The following is an 18,105-nucleotide window of genomic DNA, read 5'->3' on the forward strand; positions in this document are numbered from 1 at the left end:
GGAACTAAATCCTATTCAATACCATCGCCGGCAGTTGCCGCCGGCCTGAGCGAAGATTTCGGGTGACGCGCATGGAACAGGTCGAGGTCGGCCTCGATCCGGTCGAGCAGCCGATTGCGGGTCATATCGTAGGCGAGTTCGATCGCCGCCGCAAAACCTTCATCGTCGGTGCCGCCATGGCTCTTCACGACGATGCCGTTTAGGCCCAGGAACACGCCGCCATTGGCCTTGCGAACATCCATCTTCTCCTTAAGCGTGTTGAACGCGCCCTTGGCGAAGACAGCGCCGATCCTGGCCATCAGCGTCCGGCTCATCGCGGCGCGCAGATAGGTCGAGATCTGCCGCACGGTACCTTCGGCGGTTTTCAGCGCGATATTTCCGGCGAAGCCTTCGGTGACAACAACATCAACCGTTCCCTTGCCGATGTCGTCGCCTTCGACGAAGCCGTGATAGCCCATCGACATCATGCTGGCTTCGCGCAGCAGGCGGCCGGCTTCCTTGACCTCTTCCTGCCCCTTGACCTCCTCGACGCCGATGTTGAGCAGGCCGACGGTCGGCTTGTCCATTCCATAGACCGCCCGCGCCATGGCGGTTCCGAGGATGGCGAAATCGATAAGCTGGTGGGCGTCCGCCCCGATCGTGGCGCCGACATCCAGCACCACGCTCTCGCCGCGCAGCGTCGGCCAGATTGCCGCGATCGCCGGGCGCTCGATCGTGGCCATGGTGCGCAGGCAGAATTTCGACATCGCCATCAGCGCGCCGGTGTTGCCGGCCGACACGCAGGCGTCGGCGTCATCCGTCTTGACCGCCTCGATGGCCTTCCACATGGACGATTTCCAGCGGCCGTGGCGCAACGCCTTGCTCGGCTTGTCGTCCATGCGCACCGCGACATCGCAATGAATGAACTCGGTGACGGCGGCGAGCTTGGGGAATTTGTCAAGTTCCGGCCGGACCACTTCAGAGCGGCCGTAGACCAGGAACCGCACGTCTGTGCGGCGCGTCGCGACCTTCATCAACGCAGGGATGACTACCGCCGGCCCGTGATCGCCGCCCATGGCATCGATGGAAATCCTGATCACTCGGCAATCATCTCACATTTCTCGGCCGCCCTGTTAAGGCACGGCGAAAATAGCGGTTTTGTGGAGCCGCACAACCGCGATTTCGGAACTTGCCCGGATGTTTTCAGGATTTATCCATCAGCGAGCGCAGCTTTCGCTGCAATTCGCTCTCGACGGCTTCATCCTCCGCATCGGACGCCGGCGCCTCCAGCGAAACGCCACTCTTGCGCGGGTAGGGATCAATGGCCAGGCCGAAGAATTCTTCGGCAAGCGCGCCGACGTCGATGGTGTCGCCGGAAAAGATTTCCGGGCTATCGGGGCCTTCGGCATCGAGCATGATCTCGCCGCCACCCTCGAAGCCGAGCCGGCCGAGGTTCGAATCTTCCGGCAGGAACAGCCCCGACACCTCCTCCTCTATATGGGCGTCGAGCGGGTCGAGTGTCACCACGCAGGCCTGCACGATATCTGCCGTGACCACGCCTGAAACCTTGACTCCATTGCGCTTCCAGGAACCGACATGCAGTTCCGCGCGAAAATTCGTCACTGAAAGCAGGCCGTGCTCTTCCGCGAGAGTCGCAAGCTGTTTCTCGTTGGCCTCGATCACTACCGGCATGCCCTTCTGCGGCAGCCGCGCGACGTTGACATTGAACGAGACCGGGCTCGCCGGCGGTTCATGATGATGTTTCATCACAAGCTCCTTTTAACCCGGCTGCGGCGCTGGGAAGCCGATCGCGCCGCCGTGGATCGCCTCTGACGGCTGCCGCGCCAGCGCGCCGACGGCCTCGATCACGTAGCCCGCCAGCGCATCGGCTTCCGGCCAGTCGCCGGCGTCGGGCCGGACGTTCCGCGCCAGGGCGGCGGCAAGCAATGTCCGGTCGCCCGCCTCGAGCGCATCGTCATAGGATTTGGTGCGACCATAAAACATCCGCGCCAGCTTCTTCATCCGCTTCGGCACGCCGGCGTCGCCGATGCCAAGCTCTCGCAACGAATGGTCGAGATCGGTGAAGAAGTCGTCAGTCAGTTCCTGCGCGATCTCGCGCGAGACCCCGGCCTCGCCGCGAAGGCGATGCTGGAACAGGAACATGTGCAGCGACAGCATCTCGAAACGGCCGAGCGGCGTGTCCGGCACGTTCCAATCCGAATAAAAGGCCGGCTGCCGCGCGGCCGCCACGATTTCACCGTAGAGCGCGTCCGTAATCGCGCGATTGGCGTTGCGGTCGCCGCCAAACAGGCGTTTGAACATTAGCGGTCTCCTCGAGGAACCGTTTCGCCGGTGGGCCTTGTTGCATCGGCGTGCAAGCTGGTTTACCGGTTTTGCGGCTCCGCGCAAGGCGGGCCGCGATACCGAATTTGGGATGGGAGTTGTTGTTGGCCTGTCAGGATTTCAAGACCGCATTTTCGCTGCGCCTGGCCGGGGCGGCATGCCTGCTCGGAACGGCATTGGCGCTTTCCGCCTGCAACACCTCAAAAACCTTCGGCGATCTGAGCCCCGGCGAGACGCTGACGCATGGCTATGTCATCGACCAGCAGCAGATCGATCTGGTGCCGGTCGGCTCGAGCCGCGAGCAGGTGATTCTGGCGCTGGGCAGCCCGTCGACCACGGCGACCTTCGACAATGAGGTCTTCTACTACATTTCGCAGACCCGCCGCCGCGCCGTCGCCTTCGCCAAGCCCAAGCTCGTTGACCAGCGCATCCTGGCGGTCTATTTCGGCGAGGACGGACGCGTCACCAATATCGCCCATTACGGCCTGCAGGACGGCAAGGTGTTCGACTTCATCTCCCGCACTACGCCGACCGGGGGCAAGGACCAGAATTTCATCGGCCAGTTGCTGGCGGGCGCGGCCGGCATGCCGACCAGCCTCCCCGGCGCGCCCCAGTAAGCCGCGCCGAACGGATAACGTCAAAAAAAGCCCCGCGGGATCGCTCCCGCGGGGCTTTTTTTATAGCGGACGCTCGGATCAGCCGTGCGCGAGCACGGCCAGCAGCAGCAGCGCCACGATGTTGGTGATCTTGATGGCCGGGTTGACGGCCGGGCCGGCGGTATCCTTGTAGGGATCGCCGACCGTGTCGCCGGTCACCGAGGCCTTGTGGGCTTCGGAACCCTTCAGGTGCTTGACGCCGTCCTTGTCGGTGAAGCCGTCCTCAAATGACTTCTTGGCGTTGTCCCAGGCGCCGCCGCCCGAAGTCATCGAGATGGCGACGAACAGGCCGTTGACGATGACGCCAAGCAGCGATGCGCCGAGCGCGGCGAAGGCCGAGGCCTTTGAGCCCGAGATCAGAAGCACGCCGAAATAGACGACCAGCGGCGCCAGCACCGGCAGCAGCGACGGGATGATCATTTCCTTGATTGCCGCCTTGGTCAGAAGGTCGACCGCGCGGGCGTAGTTCGGCTTCGAGGTGCCGGCCATGATGCCCGGATCCTCCCGGAACTGCTTGCGCACCTCCTCCACGATCGAGCCCGCAGCACGGCCGACGGCGGTCATAGCGATACCGCCGAACAGATAGGGGATCAGGCCGCCAAAAATCAGGCCGGCGACGACATAGGGATTGGAGAGGTCGAAGGAGACGGTGCCGAGATCCGCGAAATACGGGAACTGTGCGCTGTTCGCCGCAAAATACTGCAGGTCGTAGCTGTAGGCCGCAAACAGCACCAGCGCGCCGAGGCCGGCCGAGCCGATCGCGTAGCCCTTGGTGACCGCCTTGGTGGTGTTGCCGACCGCGTCGAGCGCATCGGTCGACTGGCGCACTTCCTTGGGTAGGCCGGCCATTTCGGCAATGCCGCCGGCATTGTCGGTGACCGGGCCGAAGGCGTCGAGCGCAACGATCATGCCGGCAAGGCCGAGCATGGTGGTGACCGCAATCGCGGTGCCGAAGAGACCCGCAAGCTGGTAGGTCGCGATAATGCCGCCGACGATGACGATCGCCGGCAGCGCCGTCGATTCCAGCGAGACAGCGAGGCCCTGGATGACGTTGGTGCCGTGGCCAGTGACCGAAGCCTGCGCGATTGAGTTGACCGGACGCTTGTTGGTGCCGGTGTAGTATTCGGTGATGACGACGATGAGGCCGGTCACGACAAGGCCGATGATCCCGCAGATGAACAGGTTCTGGCCGGTGATGGCGACGCCGCCGCCGGTGCCGATCTCGCCCCAGCCGATGGTCAGCGAGGTTGCCGCGCCGAGGCCGATGATCGACAGCAGGCCGGTCACGATAAGGCCCTTGTAGAGCGCGCCCATGATCGAGCCGTTGGAGCCGAGCTTGACGAAGAAGGTGCCGATGATCGAAGTGACGATGCAGGCGGCGCAGATGGCAAGCGGATAGAGCATGACCGAGCCGAGGACGGCGGTGCCGCCAAAGAAGATCGCGGCTAGAACCATGGTGGCGACGACTGTCACCGCATATGTCTCGAACAGGTCGGCCGCCATGCCGGCGCAGTCGCCGACATTGTCGCCGACATTGTCCGCGATGGTGGCGGGATTGCGCGGGTCATCCTCGGGAATGCCGGCTTCGACCTTGCCGACCAGATCGCCACCGACGTCGGCGCCCTTGGTGAAGATGCCGCCGCCGAGACGGGCGAAGATCGAGATCAGCGAAGCGCCGAAGCCAAGCGAGACGAGCGCGTCGATGACCGTGCGGTCGTCCGGCGCCAGGCCCATCGGGCCGGTCAGGATGAAGTAGTAGATCGAGACGCCGAGCAGAGCCAGGCCGGCCACCAGCATGCCGGTAATGGCGCCCGACTTGAAGGCGATGTCGAGACCGGCTGCGAGGCTGTTGGAAGCGGCCTGCGCGGTGCGCACATTGGCGCGGACCGAGACGTGCATGCCGATGAAGCCGGCGGCGCCCGACAATACGGCGCCGATCAGAAAGCCGATGGCAGCGCTCGCGGAGAGCAGCCACCAGGCGAGCAGCAGAACGACCACGCCGACGATTGCGATGGTGGTGTATTGCCGCGCCAGATAGGCCTGCGCACCCTCGCGGATCGCGGCTGAAATTTCCTGCATGCGTGCATTTCCCTGGTCGGATGCGAGAACCGACTGCGTCGCCCAGATGGCGTACAGAACAGAGAGCAGGCCGCAGGCGATGACTACGTAAAGCATGGTCATTGCCGAATTCTTCCCTGATTTCTGGCCCGGAAATTCCCCTCCCCGGGACCGATGCTATGGAGCCCCGAATCCGGACAGCATGGCTGACAGAATCCGGCCTCTCGCAGCGGTGTATGCGAAACGGGCTTGGGCGCGTCAAGATACCGCTCTGCTTTTGCCCTGTTTTCGCCACGGATGGCGAGCGTGGGCGGACGCGATTGGATGAATTAGTTGCGGTAGAAGTACTGCGGCGGCCGGCCAAATGGGATGCGTTGAAATCTCAAGGAAAGCGCTTATTCTCTTTGCGCTCAGGGAGCATCAAAATGAAATTCAAAGTCATCGTTCACGAAGCGGAGGAAGGCGGATACTGGGCGGAGGTCCCCGCTGTCCCCGGCTGCGCCTCGCAGGGCGACACGATGGACGAACTGATGATCAATATTCGCGAGGCGATCGAAGGCTGTCTTTCGGTCGACGTCGAACCACAGGCAGTTTCCGGTCAGAGTCAAATCGTAGAGATCGCTGTTTGACCGCAATCACCGGCAAAGCGCTAGCCCGCGCGATCGAGAAGCGCGGTGGTCATTGCTGCGGATATCGGGCAGTCACCATATTTATGGAAAGCCTGGCTCGATCGTTCGTCTTTCCATACCGATACATGGGAGCAAGCCGCTGAAGCAGGGACTTGCAAAACACCTGCTGAAGTTGGCCGGCATCGATCCTGAGGACATCTGACCGACGCGTCAGGCCAGCCGCGTCCGTCTGGCGTTGCGAGCTCTTACGAGCAGGCCCAGCGCAATGGCGCACACCGCCACAATCGGGAACACCACCCAGTTCAGCATCTCCCAGCCATAGGCATTGTAGACCGCGCCGGACATCAGCGAGGCGAAGGCGACGCTGGAGAACAGGACCAGGTCGTGGATGCCCTGGACCTTGCCTTTTTCCGACGGATGGTACGTGTCGGCCACCATGGCGGTCGCGCCGATGAAGCCGAAATTCCAGCCGAGGCCGAGCAGAACGAGCGCCGACCAGAACTGCCAGAGCGCGATGCCCGAAAGCGCGATCAGCGCGCAGCCGACCAGCAAGGCGAGGCCGGTGGCGACGATCGCCTCGGCGCCGAAGCGGTGGATCAGCCTGCCGGTGAAGAAACTCGGCGCGAACATCGCCATGACATGCCAGGAGATACCGAGCGTGGCTTCGTCGGTCGAGAAACCGCAGCCGACCATGGCGAGCGGCGCGCCAGTCATGACGAAGCTCATCAGCGCGAACGTGCCGACCGAGCATAAAAGCGCCGCCATGAAACGTGGCTGGGCGATGATTTCCGCCAGCGGCCGCGCCGGCTCCTCCACTATTTCGCTACCGCCGGAACGCTTGGCCGGAACGCGCAGGAAAGAGAGAATGACCGCGCCGACGGCGGCCAGAACCATGATGGCGGCGAAGGACCCTGCGAACATCACCGGCGCGAACAATTCGCGGGTGAAGATGACGATCTGTGGTCCGAGAATCGCGGTCACCACGCCGCCGGCGAGCACGAAGGAGATGGCGCGCGCCTTGAATTCGGGCGGCGCGTTATCGGCGGCCGCGAAGCGGAATTGCTGCACGAAGCCGCCGCCTATGCCGGCGACCAGCAGCCCGAGCGCGAAGAGCCAGAAATCGTCCGCGAACATGGCTGCGGTGGCGAGCGCGCCGCCGGCCGCCGTTACCGCCGTTCCGGTGAGGAAGCCGTTACGCTGCCCTGCCCGCTTGATAATGGCGGCGGCCGGCAGGGCTCCGAGTGCCACGCCGATGTTGAAGCCGGTGACCGGGGCGGTGGCGAGCGACTTGTCCGCGCCGAGCAGGTAGAAGCCGGCGAGTGCGCCTATCGAAATGGAAATAGGCGCTGCCGAGCCGACGATCGCCTGCGATGCGGCAAGAATGAGCGCCGTGCGCCGCGCTTCGCTTGGGGTTGGCTGGCTCATTCCTGAAATCCCGGGGGGTTTACTGTCGCGCTGAATATGCTACATTCAATTGATCAATTGAATGATTGCGGAACGGCATGTCAAGCGAAAATCCAAAACGGCTACTAAATTCCCACTTTGCCGCATTAGCCCGCGCCCTTGGTCACGAGCATCGTCTCGAACTGCTCGAACATATCAGCCAGGGAGAGTGGTCGGTCGAGGAATTGGCGACTCGCACAGGTCTCAGCATAGCCAACGCGTCCCAACATCTCCACTTGCTTCGCCGGTCGGGCCTCGTCTCCTCCCGCAAATCCGGAAAGAACGTGCTCTTCCGGCTGGCCGAAGGGCCGGTGTTCGAGGCAGTCATGGCCATCCGGGCCGTGGCCGAGCACAATCTGGCCGAAGTTCGGTCGGTCATAGCCGATTATTTCGAAAGGCCCGATGATATGGAGCCGGTCTCTTTCGCAGAGCTGCGGGAGCGGATGCGCGATAGCGATTTTCTACTGCTCGACGTTCGCGACGAGGCCGAGTATCGGCAGGGTCATTTGCCGGGCGCCATTCATGTGCCGCTGGACAGTCTCGAAGCCAGCTTGGCGCATCTGCCGCTCGACAGGGAGATCATTGCCTATTGCCGCGGCCGCTACTGCATTCTGTCACTTGAGGCGGTGCAAACACTGCGGGCGAACGGATTCAAGTCCCGCCGTCTGGAAGAAGGAGTGGCCGAGTGGAAGGCAACCGGCGGAATTGCCGATACGGGCATGCAATCCCTGAGCGCAGTGTCAGCCGTATAGCTGATAGTTCACAAAGCGTCTTTTCCACGGCCCTCGCCGCGCACCCTGCGCGCCACCCGGTCAAGCACGGCGTTAACCAGCTTCGGCTCGTCCTCGACATAGAACGCCTTGGCGATGTCGACATATTCCGAGACGATCACGGCGACGGGCACATCAGTTCGCTGCATCAGTTCATAGACCCCGGCACGCAGGATGGCGCGTAAAGTTGAATCGAGCCTGGACAGCGGCCAATCCTCCGTCAGTGCCTGGCGGATGATGGGATCGACCGTCTTCTGGTTTTCAACGACGCCGGATAAGATCGCGCGGAACCACTGCGGGTCGGCCTCGCGATAGAGCGCACCGTCGACCTCCTTGCCTAGCCGGAACGCCTCGTATTCTGCGGTGATTTCCAGCAGGCCGGCACCGGCCACGTCCATCTGATAGAGCGCCTGCACGGCAGCGAGCCTTGCTGCGCCGCGTTTGTTGGCCTGTCGGCTTGCGGGCTGGTCGCCCCCGTCGGGTCGGCTCACCGCTCTCAGGCTCCGAGCCGTTCGCGAAGCGCGATCATGGTGAGCGCCGCGCGTGCGGCAAAGCCGCCCTTGTCGCCCTCGGTGCGGCGAGCCCGCAACCAAGCTTGCTCGTCGTTCTCGGTGGTCAGAATGCCGTTGCCGATGGCCAGCGAGCCTTCGACGGCGAGGTCCATCAGCGCGCGCGACGATTCGTTGGCGACGATATCGAAATGATAGGTGTCGCCGCGGATGACGGTGCCGAGCGCGACGAAGCCGTCATAATCGGTGCCGCCCTCCTCCGCACCGACCAGCGCGAAAGTTATCACGGCCGGGATCTCCAGCGCGCCGGGAACGGTGACGACATCGTAGGTCGCGCCCGCTTCGTCGAGCGCGGCCTTGGCGCCTTCGAGCAGCGCATCGGCAAGGCCATCGTAGAAACGCGCCTCGACGATCAAAAGATGAGGTTTTTTGGAAGCAGCCATGAATGTCTCCGGGATTGCCGGTGACTTAGGCCGAACCGCAGTTCACCGCAAGCGGTTCGTTTCGAAAGGATCCATCAGCCTCGACTCTGCCGGAGCAGGATTCGCTGAAGGACCGCCAAACAGAAACTTGATCTGCCTTCGGCACCGTCCTGCTGTGTGTCGAGGCTATTGAACCACGCTTTCACGGCATAGTGGTTGATGACACGGCCCGCATCTACATCGACCAAGGCTTCGAGCGTCAGGCGCAGGCGTTTCTTTTCCTGTTCGACTGAGGCTGGGCGAATTTCATCACAATCCCTCCCTCGCCGCCTCAACCAGCCGCGCTGCATAACGAGCTATGGTATCGACTTCGAGATTGACGCGGTCGCCGGCCTGGCGCTCGCCCCAGGTGGTTACGGTCAGCGAGTGATGGATCAGGAGCACGTCGAACAGCCGGCCCTCGACGCCGTTGACCGTCAGCGAGGTCCCGTCCAGCGCCACCGAGCCCTTCGGTGCGATGAATTTCGCGAGTTCGCGCGGCGCTTCGAGCCGGAAGCGCACTGCGTCGCCCTCATCTTTCCGCTCCACAATCTCGGCCATGCCGTCGACATGGCCGGAGACGATGTGGCCTCCGAGTTCGTCGCCGATCTTCAGTGCGCGTTCGAGGTTGATGCGCGTGCCGGCCTGCCATCCGGCCGCCGTTGTCAGGCGCAGCGCCTCTTCCCAAGCCTCGACCTCGAACCAGCGCTGGTTCGATCCCGATTCGGGCAGCGCCACGACGGTAAGGCAAACGCCGGCGCATGAGATGGATGCGCCGATGTCGACAGTTGCGGGGTCGTAGGAGGTGTCGATCCTGAGCCGCACGCCCTGCGGCAGTGGCGACACCTGGGCGACCGTTCCGACATCGGTGACAATTCCGGTGAACATCAGAAATCCCTTATCCATTCGGCATAGGAATCGTCGCCGAAGCTGGCTTCGGCAACGAGCCGGAAATCCGCCGGTATATGGTCGCGGTCGAGCGGGCTCACAATTCCGCCCTCCCCGACCGATCCCGGTCCGAAAAACAGCGCGATCCGGTCGACCAGCCCCTCATCGAGGAAATACCGCGCCGTGTCGGCGCCACCCTCGACCAGGATGCTCGACATGCCCTGCGCCGCTAGATCCTCAAGGAATTCCGGGAGCGCCACCTTGCCGTCATAAGTCTCGGTGGCGAGCAGTTTCACGCCGGCGCTTTCGAGCGCCGCTTTGCGCTCGGGATCGGCCTCCGGGGCCGCCGCGATAAGCACCGGTACCCGTTGCGCCGACTGGACCAGCTTCGAGCCTAGCGGCAGCCGCGCCTGGCGATCGATCACGATCCGCGCCGGCGAGCGTCCCTCCAGCCCCGGCAACCGGACAGTCAGTTCCGGGTCGTCGGCCAGCGCCGTGCCGATGCCGACCAGTATCGCGTCCGCCTCGGCCCGCATCAGATGCACCTGCCGGCGCGCCACCGTGCCGGTGATTGGCACCTGCCCCGCCCCCAGCCGCCCGATCATACCATCGCTCGAGACTGCCAGCTTCAGTGATACTTGCGGACGTTTCTTCAACGATCGAATGAGGTAGCCCGCCATCTGCGCGGCGGCCTCCTCGACCAGAACCCGTTCTACGACCTCGACGCCGGCCGCCCGCAGGATCGCATAGCCCTTGCCCGAAACGCGCGGATCCGGATCGCTCGCCGCGCCGACCACGCGGGCGACGCCGGCCGTAACCAGAGCGTTGGCGCAAGGCGGCGTCCGGCCGTGATGGGCGCAGGGTTCCAGCGTGACATAAGCGGTAGCGCCGCGCGCCAGTGCACCAGCCTCGGCCAGCGCCTCCGCCTCGGCATGCGGCCGGCCGCCAACCGCGGTGACGCCACGACCGACGATGACCGGGCCATCGCCGTCGTCACGCACGATCAGCGTTCCGACGGACGGATTGGTCGAAGTCAAACCGGAATGCTTTTTCGACAATCTGAGCGCCGCCGCCATGAAGCGGCGGTCGGTCCTCTCACGCTCATCCTGGCTGACCGCCCTGCCGGCCATGGCTCAGCCGCCGTCCTCGTCGCCCTTGAGCTCGCCCAGCACCTCGTGGAAGTCCTTGGCCTCGCGGAAATTGCGGTAGACCGAGGCGAAGCGGACGTAAGCGACATCGTCGAGCGCCTTTAAGGCTTCCATGACCAGCCGGCCGACCTCGCCGGAGGTGACTTCCGTCTCACCCGAGCTTTCGAGCTGGCGCACGATGCCGGTCACTGCGCGGTCGATGCGCTCGGGATCGACATTGCGCTTGCGCACGGCGATTTCCATGGAGCGCAGCAGCTTGTCGCGGCTGAACGGCACCTTGCGGCCCGATTTCTTGACGACGACGAGGTCGCGCAACTGAACCCGCTCGAAGGTGGTGAAGCGGCCGCCGCAATCCGGGCAAACCCGTCGCCGGCGGATCGCCGCCCCGTCCTCGGCGGGACGGGAATCCTTCACCTGCGTATCTTCCGACTGACAGTAGGGACAGCGCATGGACGGCCTTCGTTTTGCAGCGATTCTCGGATCGGCAAAGGCTTAGTGCCTTTGCCGGAAAAGTGCAAAGCGGCGTGTGCCTGCTATCCCAGATACGGATAGAGCGGAAACCGCTCCGTCAGCGCCATCACCTTCTGCTTCACCGCGGCCTCGACCGCCGCGTTGCCCTCGTCGGAATTCGCAGCCTTAAGCCCGTCGAGCACCTCGGCAATCAGATTGCCGATCTCGCGGAACTCGGCCGCACCGAAGCCGCGCGTCGTGCCGGCAGGAGTGCCGAGGCGAATGCCCGAGGTTACGAACGGCTTTTCCGGATCGAAGGGGATGCCGTTCTTGTTGCAGGTGATGTTTGCGCGGCCGAGCGCGGCTTCCGCGCGCTTGCCGGTGGCATTCTTCGGGCGAAGGTCGACCAGCATCAGGTGATTGTCGGTGCCGCCCGAGACAATGTCGAGGCCGGTCGACTTCAGGCTGTCGGCGAGCGCCTTGGCGTTAGCGACGACGTTCTGAGCATAGACCTTGAATTCCGGCTTCAGAGCCTCGCCGAAGGCCACCGCCTTGGCGGCGATGACATGCATCAGCGGACCTCCCTGCAGGCCCGGGAAGACCGCCGAATTCATCTTCTTGGCAATCTCCTCGTCATTGGTCAGGATCATGCCGCCGCGCGGGCCGCGCAGCGACTTGTGCGTTGTTGTTGTCACCACATGCGCATGCGGCAGCGGCGACGGATGCATGCCGCCGGCTACGAGACCGGCGATGTGGGCCATATCGACCATCAGATAAGCGCCAACCTCGTCGGCGATCTCGCGGAACCGCTTCCAGTCCCAGATGCGCGAATAGGCGGTGCCGCCGGCCAGGATCAGCTTCGGCTTGTTCTCGCGCGCCAGCCGCGCCACTTCGTCCATATCGAGCAGATGGTCGTCCTTGCGCACGCCGTAGGAAACGACCTTGAACCATTTGCCCGACATGTTGACCGGCGAGCCGTGCGTCAGATGCCCGCCCGAATTCAGGTCGAGACCCATAAACGTGTCGCCCGGCTGCAGCAGCGCCAGAAACACCGCCTGGTTCATCTGGCTGCCGGAGTTCGGTTGGACATTGGCGAAATTGCAGTCAAACAGCTTCTTTGCCCGCTCGATCGCCAATTCCTCGGCGATATCCACGAACTGGCAGCCGCCATAGTAGCGCTTGCCCGGATAGCCCTCGGCATATTTGTTGGTCATGATCGAGCCCTGCGCTTCCAGGACCGCGCGGGAAACGATGTTTTCCGAGGCGATCAGCTCGATCTCGTGGCGCTGACGACCGAGTTCCTGGCGGATGGAGCCGAAAATCTCCGGATCTGTTTCCGCGAGTTCCGCGCCGAAGAAAGTTTCGAAATTCTGCGCTGCGGCCGCTGCTGCTGTTGCCATGACGGTTCAATCCTCGGTGGGCGGACAATCGTGTCCGGGGGGTTTCACGATGGGGCGGGCAATTAGCACAGTTGCCGGGGTCCCGCCACGCTCATGGCGCGAAATTTGCTGGCCGCTTTGCGCCAGAGCGGCGGCTCGGTTCAGACGGGAATGGTCCGCGCTGGGTTGCCGACCACGGTAGTGCCGGCAGGCACGCTTCTGGTCACGACAGAGCCGGCCCCGACAATGGCTCCGTCGCCGATCGAAACGCCGCCCAGAATGATCGCGCCGCCCCCGATCCAAACGCGCTCGCCGATCTCGACCGGACGTGCGACTTCCAGGCCGGCGCTGCGCAGCGCCGCATCCTTGTGGTGCTCGGCGCAGTAGATATGGACGTTCGGTCCGAGAAGCGACGATTTTCCAATCGCCACCCGCGCGGTGTCGAGGATGGTACAGCCGGCATTCAGGAATACGTTGTCGCCCAGTTCGATGTTAACGCCATAGGCGCAGTGGAACGGCGCCTCGATGCGGGCATTCTCGCCAACCTGCGCAAGCAAAAGCCGCAGCGCCGGCCCCATGCTTGCGCGCTCGCCGGGCCGCATCGAATTGTGCTCGTGCACGGCGTCACGCGCGATGACCCGCAGAGCCTCCAGTTCGGGGTCGATGCAGGTGTACCACTCGCCGGCGGCCATTTTCGCGCGTTCGCTGATGCTCACGAGAACCTCCTGTGATTCGACTGGCGCGAATGCACCTTCCCCGGCTAAATCCCATCCGGCAACCGCAAACTGGCCCTGCCGCCGGCCGGAGCCTATGCTGGATGCCTGACCGCCTGTGCGGCCCGGCGTCTGCGGCCGTGATTGAGCTGCCAAAGTGAATGCAGGACGAGCGTGACGATCAGGATCGCGCCGCCGATCAGGCTGTTCCTCGACGGAATCTCGGCGAAGATCATCCACACCCAGACGGGAGCCAGCACCGTTTCGAGGAGGTAGAACATCGCCACTTCGGGACCGGAAATGTATTTGGGGCCAGTAGCGAGGCAGAAGAAGGCGATCGGCATGATGACGCCGCCGTTGAAAATGATCCACCACGGCGCCTCGACCTGGAAGCCGGTCTTCTGAACCATGACCACGGCGATCAAGAACGGCAGGAGCACAGCAACAAGCGCGGTAAATCCCATATCCTTGCCGCTGGCGCGGGAAACCGTGATCGCCGAGGCGAGAAATAGGGAGCTCGCAAGAGCCATCAAATCACCGAACAGATGGCTGGTGCCGATCGAGTCGCTGACGATGACCAGCACACCGCTGGCCATGAAGGCCATGGCGACAAGCGTAGCCGGGCGGGGCCGTTCCTTCAGAAATATCCACGACAGCAGCGCAGCGAACATCGTATTGAAGACAAGGATGAAGACGAGGTTGGCGGTCGACGTGTGAAAGACGGCGGTGATGAAGCTGATGGAGCCGAGGCCGTAGAACAATGCGACCGCGAGCCCGGAGCGACCGGGCACCAGCGCCGGGGCATTGCCCCGCAGCCAACGCCAGACAAGCCAGATCAGCAACGTCACGACAAGTGTCGTGGAACTGCGCAAAAGCAGGATGGTCCAGTGCTCACCGCCAGCAAGGCGAATCAGCGGGACATCGACCGTAAGGGTCAGACCGCCGAGCGCGGTCAACGCGAAACCCTTCGCGTGATTGGACGAACTGGCAAACACGGAAAACGGCTCCGGAAGGGTAAGGGTGGTGCGACGGACTTGTCGAAGCCGGTCAGATTGCCTCGTGCTCGTAGCGCTCCCAGCCCTTCGGGCCGAGATGCTCCTGCGGCATGAAGCGCACCTTATAGTTCATCTTGCGCGAGCCATTGACCCAATAGCCGAGATAGACATGGGGCAGGCCGGCTGCGCGTGCGCGCGCAATGTGGTCGAGGATCATGAAGGTGCCGAGCGAGCGGTCCTCGAAGTCCGGATTGAAGTAGGAATAGACCATGGAAAGGCCGTCGGCCATCTTGTCCGACAGCGCGACGGCGATCAGCTCGCCCTGCCCCCGGCCGGTGATGAAGCTGTCCGGACCGCGCTTGCGGTATTCGATGATCTTGGTGTCGACATGGGTGTCCTCCACCATCATGGCGTAGTCGAGCACGGTCATGTCGGACATGCCGCCCTTGCGGTGGCGGGCATCGAGATATCGGCGAAACAGCGAATATTGCTCGGTGGAGGGCTCGGCGTCGTGCATGGCGCCGATCAGGTCGGAATTGCGCTGGATGACCCGCCGCATGTTCTTCGTCGCCTGGAACTCGCCGGCAAGGATACGCACCGAGACGCAGGCACGGCAGGATTCACAGGCAGGCCGGTAGGCGATGTTCTGTGACCGGCGGAAGCCTCCCTGCGTCAGGAGGTCGTTCATCTCGGGCGCCTTGTCGCCGACCAGGTGCGTGAACACCTTCCGCTCGAACTGGCCTTCAATGTAGGGACACGGCGAAGGCGCGGTCAGGAAGAATTGCGGCGACTGTGTCGTATGGTGCGTCATGGCGCGTAGATTAAGCTCCCGCGAACAACACTACCATGGCTGTCGCAGCGAAAAATTCAATTCAATATTCGTGATCGCCAATCGCGATAGCTGTCAGATGCGACGGGACTGTTCGCAAAGGCGGGGTCAGCGGTCGGAACGCGTGACCACCGTGCCGAGCAGCAGATCGTGAACGGCGCGCTTGCGGTCGGTGAACAGGGTCGCGAGCAGGATCAGCGGCGTCAGCACGACATTCAGACCCCAGAATAGAACTGAATGGACCACGGCAAGCATGCCGTCGACCCGCTTGCCATCGAGCCTGTCGAGACGGATGCCCATCATGCGCATGCCGACCGTGGCCTGGTTGGGGCCGCCGAGCGTGTTCCAGACATAGATGAGCGCCACCGCCGGCACGAGAATGCTGAACAGCATCCAGCCGAGGCCAAGCGTCAGAATCCCCAATATGGCGATCAGTATGGCAAAGGGAATGATGAGGACCGCAACGATCATGTAGTCGATGCAGAAGGCGAGCACGCGCCGGGTCAGCACGCCCTCATAAGCGCGCGTATCGTCCAGCCGGGTTGCCACGATCTCACCGTCGAGTGTCTGGGTAGCCATTGCCTTTCCTTTCGATGGCGCGGGCATTGCCGCGCGTATCGCAACCGAAATGGTGAAAAGCCACAGGAAATTCAAGGTTGGGCATTTGCCGCCGGTTGGGCGCGAAACGCTGGATTCGCATGGCAGAAGCGGATTGGACGAGGCGCACCGCCATTAAAGATAACCGCAGGCCGGCGCGCGGAAAACGATAAATCGATTTGAAAAAGGTCGAATCATGGTACCTTAATGGCAAAAAAGGGGCTGAAAGGGTGGGTACGTTGTGATTCGGGCGGGTGTCGCGAGACCTCGACCAGGGCTTATTCGCACATGGCGCGGCAGGGTAAAATCCCCTTCATTAACGCCGGTTTCCTCGATGTGCGGTTTCTGGGGCCTGATGAGGGCCTACTGGTTCTCGAACCGGTGGAAGGAAGCCTGGACGCTGACAGTCGTGATCGCGCTGTTCACGGCAGCGTCCAGCAAAACCAGCGTATGGATGGCCGAAGCATCCGGTGAACTCGTCAACTCGATCGCCTATTTCCACGATCCCGGCAACGCCAACCCGCTGGCCACGGTGCTCGGCAATGCCGGCCTGCTGGTCCTTCTCGTGATCCTCAAGGACGCCGGCATAATCGGCGTCCGGCATCTCTTCTCGACGACCCTCCACCGCAAATGGCGCGGATGGCTGAACGGCCGTTTCAACGAAGCCTTGCTCGACGCAAACCACACCCACTTTCACCTGCAGCATGGCGCCCGCGATCAGGATGGTGCGCCGCTTGCCCCTCCCGACAACATCGACCAGCGCGTCCAGGAATCCATCAAGGGCATGACCGGCGGCGCGATCGGCCTTGCCATGGGCGTCATGGGCGTCGCCACGTCGCTGTTCTTCGTCGGCCAGAAGCTGCTCGAAACCTCCACAGTTGTCGCCGGCCTCGAATTTCTGGGCGTCTATGGCGGCGCGATCCTCGCTTTCGCGGCCGTCGCCGCCTACGTGCCGTTGAACACCTTCATCGCCCTGAAGCTCGGTCGCATACTCGAGCAACTGACCATCGCCATTCAGCGCGCCGAAGGCAGCTACCGCAGTGAATTGTCCACGCTCCTGCGCCGCAGCTTTCATGTCGCGGCGGCACGGGGGGAAGTCGTGCAAAAGGAGATGCACGACAATCTCTACACGGATATCGACCGCACCTGGTCGCGCCTGAACTGGTTCCATTCCGGCTACATGTCGTTCGAGAAGATCTATGATTTCCTCGGCGCGCGCATCGTCGCCTACGGGCCTGGCCTGTTGCCCTACATGCACGAAAAGATCAGCCTGAAGGGCTACATAACCGGCGCCGAGCTGGTCAATTCGCTGATCGGCCAATGCTCCTGGTTCATCCACGTCATGCCGGCGATCGCAACACTGAAGGCCAATGCCAGGCGCGTGAGCGATCTCGCCAAAGCCATCGAAAAGGTGCAGCAGCCGTCCCAATTCTACCGCAGCACCGGCCGGTGCGATTTCAGTTTCGGCAGGCAGCATGCAGTATTCGGGTTGACCGTTCGCGACCTGGAATTGCTGCATGAGGGCGATGACGCGGCGCCCTTCGTCACCGCGGCCAATCTGCGCTTCCGCCGCGGCGAATGGACCTTCATGAAAGGTGAATCCGGCTGCGGCAAGACCAGCCTCCTGAAGGCGATCAACGGTCTGTGGCCGCATGGCGGTGGCGACGTGGTGTTTCCTGAAGGCGTCCGCTCCTTCTATGCGTCCCAGGACATTCGGCTGTCGCGGGTGTCGCTGAAGCAGCTTGTCTGCTTGCCGGAGAGCCATTGCGGCCATTCGGACGCCGCAGCCGCGTCCGCCCTGCACAAGGCGGGCCTCGGCGAGTTCATCGAGTTTCTGGGCGAAGCCTGCCGCGACGGAAAATGCTGGGACGAGGTCCTGTCGGGAGGACAGAAGCAGAAGCTGGTGCTGGCGCGCATCCTTTTGCACCGGCCGGGCCTGCTGTTCCTCGACGAATCGACGGGCGCGCTCGACGTCAGCGCAAAAACCGCCTTCCACCAGGCGATCAAAGACAATTGCCCCGGCATCACCGTGATCAGCGTCATGCATGAAGCCTCGCCGCCGAAATCGGCGACGGGAGCGGAGTTCTACGACAGCGTGCTCAGCATCGCTGACGGCGTTGCAGTCAAGCATCCGCTTCGCTCCACGCTTCCGGCGGAGCTTACGACGATCCTGGAACAGCCGACCGCTGTAAGCGGGTTGGGAATTCCGCGTCTGCGCCGGAAGGACGGGACCGGACAGCCCACCCGTTGAGTTGCGG

The 18,105-nt window shown here is 63.1% G+C and carries 20 protein-coding genes; 5 read left to right on the top strand and 15 right to left on the bottom strand.

What is annotated here, in order from left to right:
* Positions 1-11: 11 nt before the first annotated feature.
* The 3 genes from plsX to ABVK50_RS14660 form a co-directional block, all read right to left on the bottom strand.
* Positions 12-1,079 carry a phosphate acyltransferase PlsX gene (gene plsX, locus ABVK50_RS14650; RefSeq protein WP_353640871.1) on the bottom strand — a complete coding sequence of 356 codons (1,068 nt, stop codon included), beginning with the start codon at positions 1,077-1,079 and terminating at the stop codon, positions 12-14.
* 103 nt (positions 1,080-1,182) lie between these two features.
* Positions 1,183-1,746 (bottom strand): DUF177 domain-containing protein, encoded by a 564-nt coding sequence (locus ABVK50_RS14655; RefSeq protein WP_353640870.1) that lies wholly within the window; start codon positions 1,744-1,746, stop codon positions 1,183-1,185.
* Positions 1,747-1,758: 12 nt separating this feature from the next.
* On the bottom strand, positions 1,759-2,301 hold the full coding sequence (locus ABVK50_RS14660; protein ID WP_353640869.1) for a ubiquinol-cytochrome C chaperone family protein: 543 nt from the start codon (positions 2,299-2,301) through the stop codon (positions 1,759-1,761).
* A gap of 125 nt (positions 2,302-2,426) precedes the next feature.
* Between ABVK50_RS14660 and ABVK50_RS14665 the strand changes: the two genes are divergently transcribed.
* Entirely contained in the window at positions 2,427-2,939 is a 513-nt protein-coding gene (locus ABVK50_RS14665) for an outer membrane protein assembly factor BamE (RefSeq protein WP_353640868.1), read from the top strand.
* Positions 2,940-3,017: 78 nt separating this feature from the next.
* Here ABVK50_RS14665 and ABVK50_RS14670 read toward each other — a convergent pair whose 3' ends face one another.
* Positions 3,018-5,159: a sodium-translocating pyrophosphatase gene (locus ABVK50_RS14670; protein ID WP_353640867.1), complete on the bottom strand. Its 2,142-nt coding sequence runs from the start codon at positions 5,157-5,159 to the stop codon at positions 3,018-3,020.
* A 302-nt stretch (positions 5,160-5,461) separates the two neighbouring features.
* On the opposite strand from ABVK50_RS14670, the gene ABVK50_RS14675 reads away from it, so the two are divergent.
* Both ABVK50_RS14675 and ABVK50_RS14680 read left to right on the top strand, forming a co-directional pair.
* Positions 5,462-5,665 (top strand): type II toxin-antitoxin system HicB family antitoxin, encoded by a 204-nt coding sequence (locus ABVK50_RS14675; protein WP_353640866.1) that lies wholly within the window; start codon positions 5,462-5,464, stop codon positions 5,663-5,665.
* 52 nt (positions 5,666-5,717) lie between these two features.
* The gene (locus ABVK50_RS14680; protein WP_353640865.1) at positions 5,718-5,867 is read left to right on the top strand and encodes a type II toxin-antitoxin system HicA family toxin; all 150 of its coding nucleotides are present in this window, start codon (positions 5,718-5,720) and stop codon (positions 5,865-5,867) included.
* Positions 5,868-5,875: 8 nt separating this feature from the next.
* Here the strand turns inward: ABVK50_RS14680 and ABVK50_RS14685 are convergent, their stop codons facing one another.
* On the bottom strand, positions 5,876-7,090 hold the full coding sequence (locus ABVK50_RS14685; RefSeq protein ID WP_353640864.1) for an MFS transporter: 1,215 nt from the start codon (positions 7,088-7,090) through the stop codon (positions 5,876-5,878).
* 77 nt (positions 7,091-7,167) lie between these two features.
* Here ABVK50_RS14685 and ABVK50_RS14690 point away from each other — a divergent pair, with 77 nt between their 5' ends.
* Positions 7,168-7,860, top strand: a complete 693-nt coding sequence (locus ABVK50_RS14690) for a metalloregulator ArsR/SmtB family transcription factor (RefSeq protein ID WP_353640863.1) — start codon at positions 7,168-7,170, stop codon at positions 7,858-7,860.
* Positions 7,861-7,868: 8 nt separating this feature from the next.
* Here ABVK50_RS14690 and nusB read toward each other — a convergent pair whose 3' ends face one another.
* From nusB to ABVK50_RS14740, 10 genes are all read right to left on the bottom strand, one after another.
* Positions 7,869-8,276 (bottom strand): transcription antitermination factor NusB, encoded by a 408-nt coding sequence (gene nusB, locus ABVK50_RS14695; RefSeq protein WP_353645929.1) that lies wholly within the window; start codon positions 8,274-8,276, stop codon positions 7,869-7,871.
* A 98-nt stretch (positions 8,277-8,374) separates the two neighbouring features.
* On the bottom strand, positions 8,375-8,830 hold the full coding sequence (ribH, locus tag ABVK50_RS14700; protein WP_353640862.1) for a 6,7-dimethyl-8-ribityllumazine synthase: 456 nt from the start codon (positions 8,828-8,830) through the stop codon (positions 8,375-8,377).
* Between the two features lie 288 nt (positions 8,831-9,118).
* Positions 9,119-9,736 carry a riboflavin synthase gene (locus ABVK50_RS14705; protein ID WP_353640861.1) on the bottom strand — a complete coding sequence of 206 codons (618 nt, stop codon included), beginning with the start codon at positions 9,734-9,736 and terminating at the stop codon, positions 9,119-9,121.
* On the bottom strand, positions 9,736-10,866 hold the full coding sequence (gene ribD / locus ABVK50_RS14710) for a bifunctional diaminohydroxyphosphoribosylaminopyrimidine deaminase/5-amino-6-(5-phosphoribosylamino)uracil reductase RibD (protein WP_353640860.1): 1,131 nt from the start codon (positions 10,864-10,866) through the stop codon (positions 9,736-9,738). The genes ABVK50_RS14705 and ribD overlap by 1 nt, the downstream gene beginning before the upstream one ends.
* 3 nt (positions 10,867-10,869) lie before the next feature.
* Positions 10,870-11,334, bottom strand: coding sequence for a transcriptional regulator NrdR (gene nrdR, locus ABVK50_RS14715; RefSeq protein WP_008836717.1), 465 nt, complete (start codon positions 11,332-11,334; stop codon positions 10,870-10,872).
* A gap of 83 nt (positions 11,335-11,417) precedes the next feature.
* A complete protein-coding gene (gene glyA / locus ABVK50_RS14720; RefSeq protein WP_353640859.1) occupies positions 11,418-12,734 on the bottom strand; it encodes a serine hydroxymethyltransferase in 1,317 nt (438 codons plus the stop codon).
* 140 nt (positions 12,735-12,874) lie between these two features.
* Positions 12,875-13,429: a sugar O-acetyltransferase gene (locus tag ABVK50_RS14725; protein ID WP_353640858.1), complete on the bottom strand. Its 555-nt coding sequence runs from the start codon at positions 13,427-13,429 to the stop codon at positions 12,875-12,877.
* 92 nt (positions 13,430-13,521) lie between these two features.
* Positions 13,522-14,421 (bottom strand): DMT family transporter, encoded by a 900-nt coding sequence (locus ABVK50_RS14730; protein WP_353640857.1) that lies wholly within the window; start codon positions 14,419-14,421, stop codon positions 13,522-13,524.
* Between the two features lie 52 nt (positions 14,422-14,473).
* Positions 14,474-15,232, bottom strand: a complete 759-nt coding sequence (locus ABVK50_RS14735) for an arginyltransferase (protein ID WP_353640856.1) — start codon at positions 15,230-15,232, stop codon at positions 14,474-14,476.
* Between the two features lie 126 nt (positions 15,233-15,358).
* Positions 15,359-15,829 carry an RDD family protein gene (locus tag ABVK50_RS14740; RefSeq protein WP_353640855.1) on the bottom strand — a complete coding sequence of 157 codons (471 nt, stop codon included), beginning with the start codon at positions 15,827-15,829 and terminating at the stop codon, positions 15,359-15,361.
* Between the two features lie 352 nt (positions 15,830-16,181).
* Here ABVK50_RS14740 and ABVK50_RS14745 point away from each other — a divergent pair, with 352 nt between their 5' ends.
* A complete protein-coding gene (locus ABVK50_RS14745) occupies positions 16,182-18,098 on the top strand; it encodes an ABC transporter ATP-binding protein/permease (RefSeq protein WP_353640854.1) in 1,917 nt (638 codons plus the stop codon).
* The last annotated feature ends 7 nt before the right edge of the window (positions 18,099-18,105 follow it).

The sequence above is a fragment of the Mesorhizobium sp. WSM2240 genome (assembly GCF_040438645.1).
In the GTDB taxonomy this organism is placed as follows: domain Bacteria; phylum Pseudomonadota; class Alphaproteobacteria; order Rhizobiales; family Rhizobiaceae; genus Allomesorhizobium.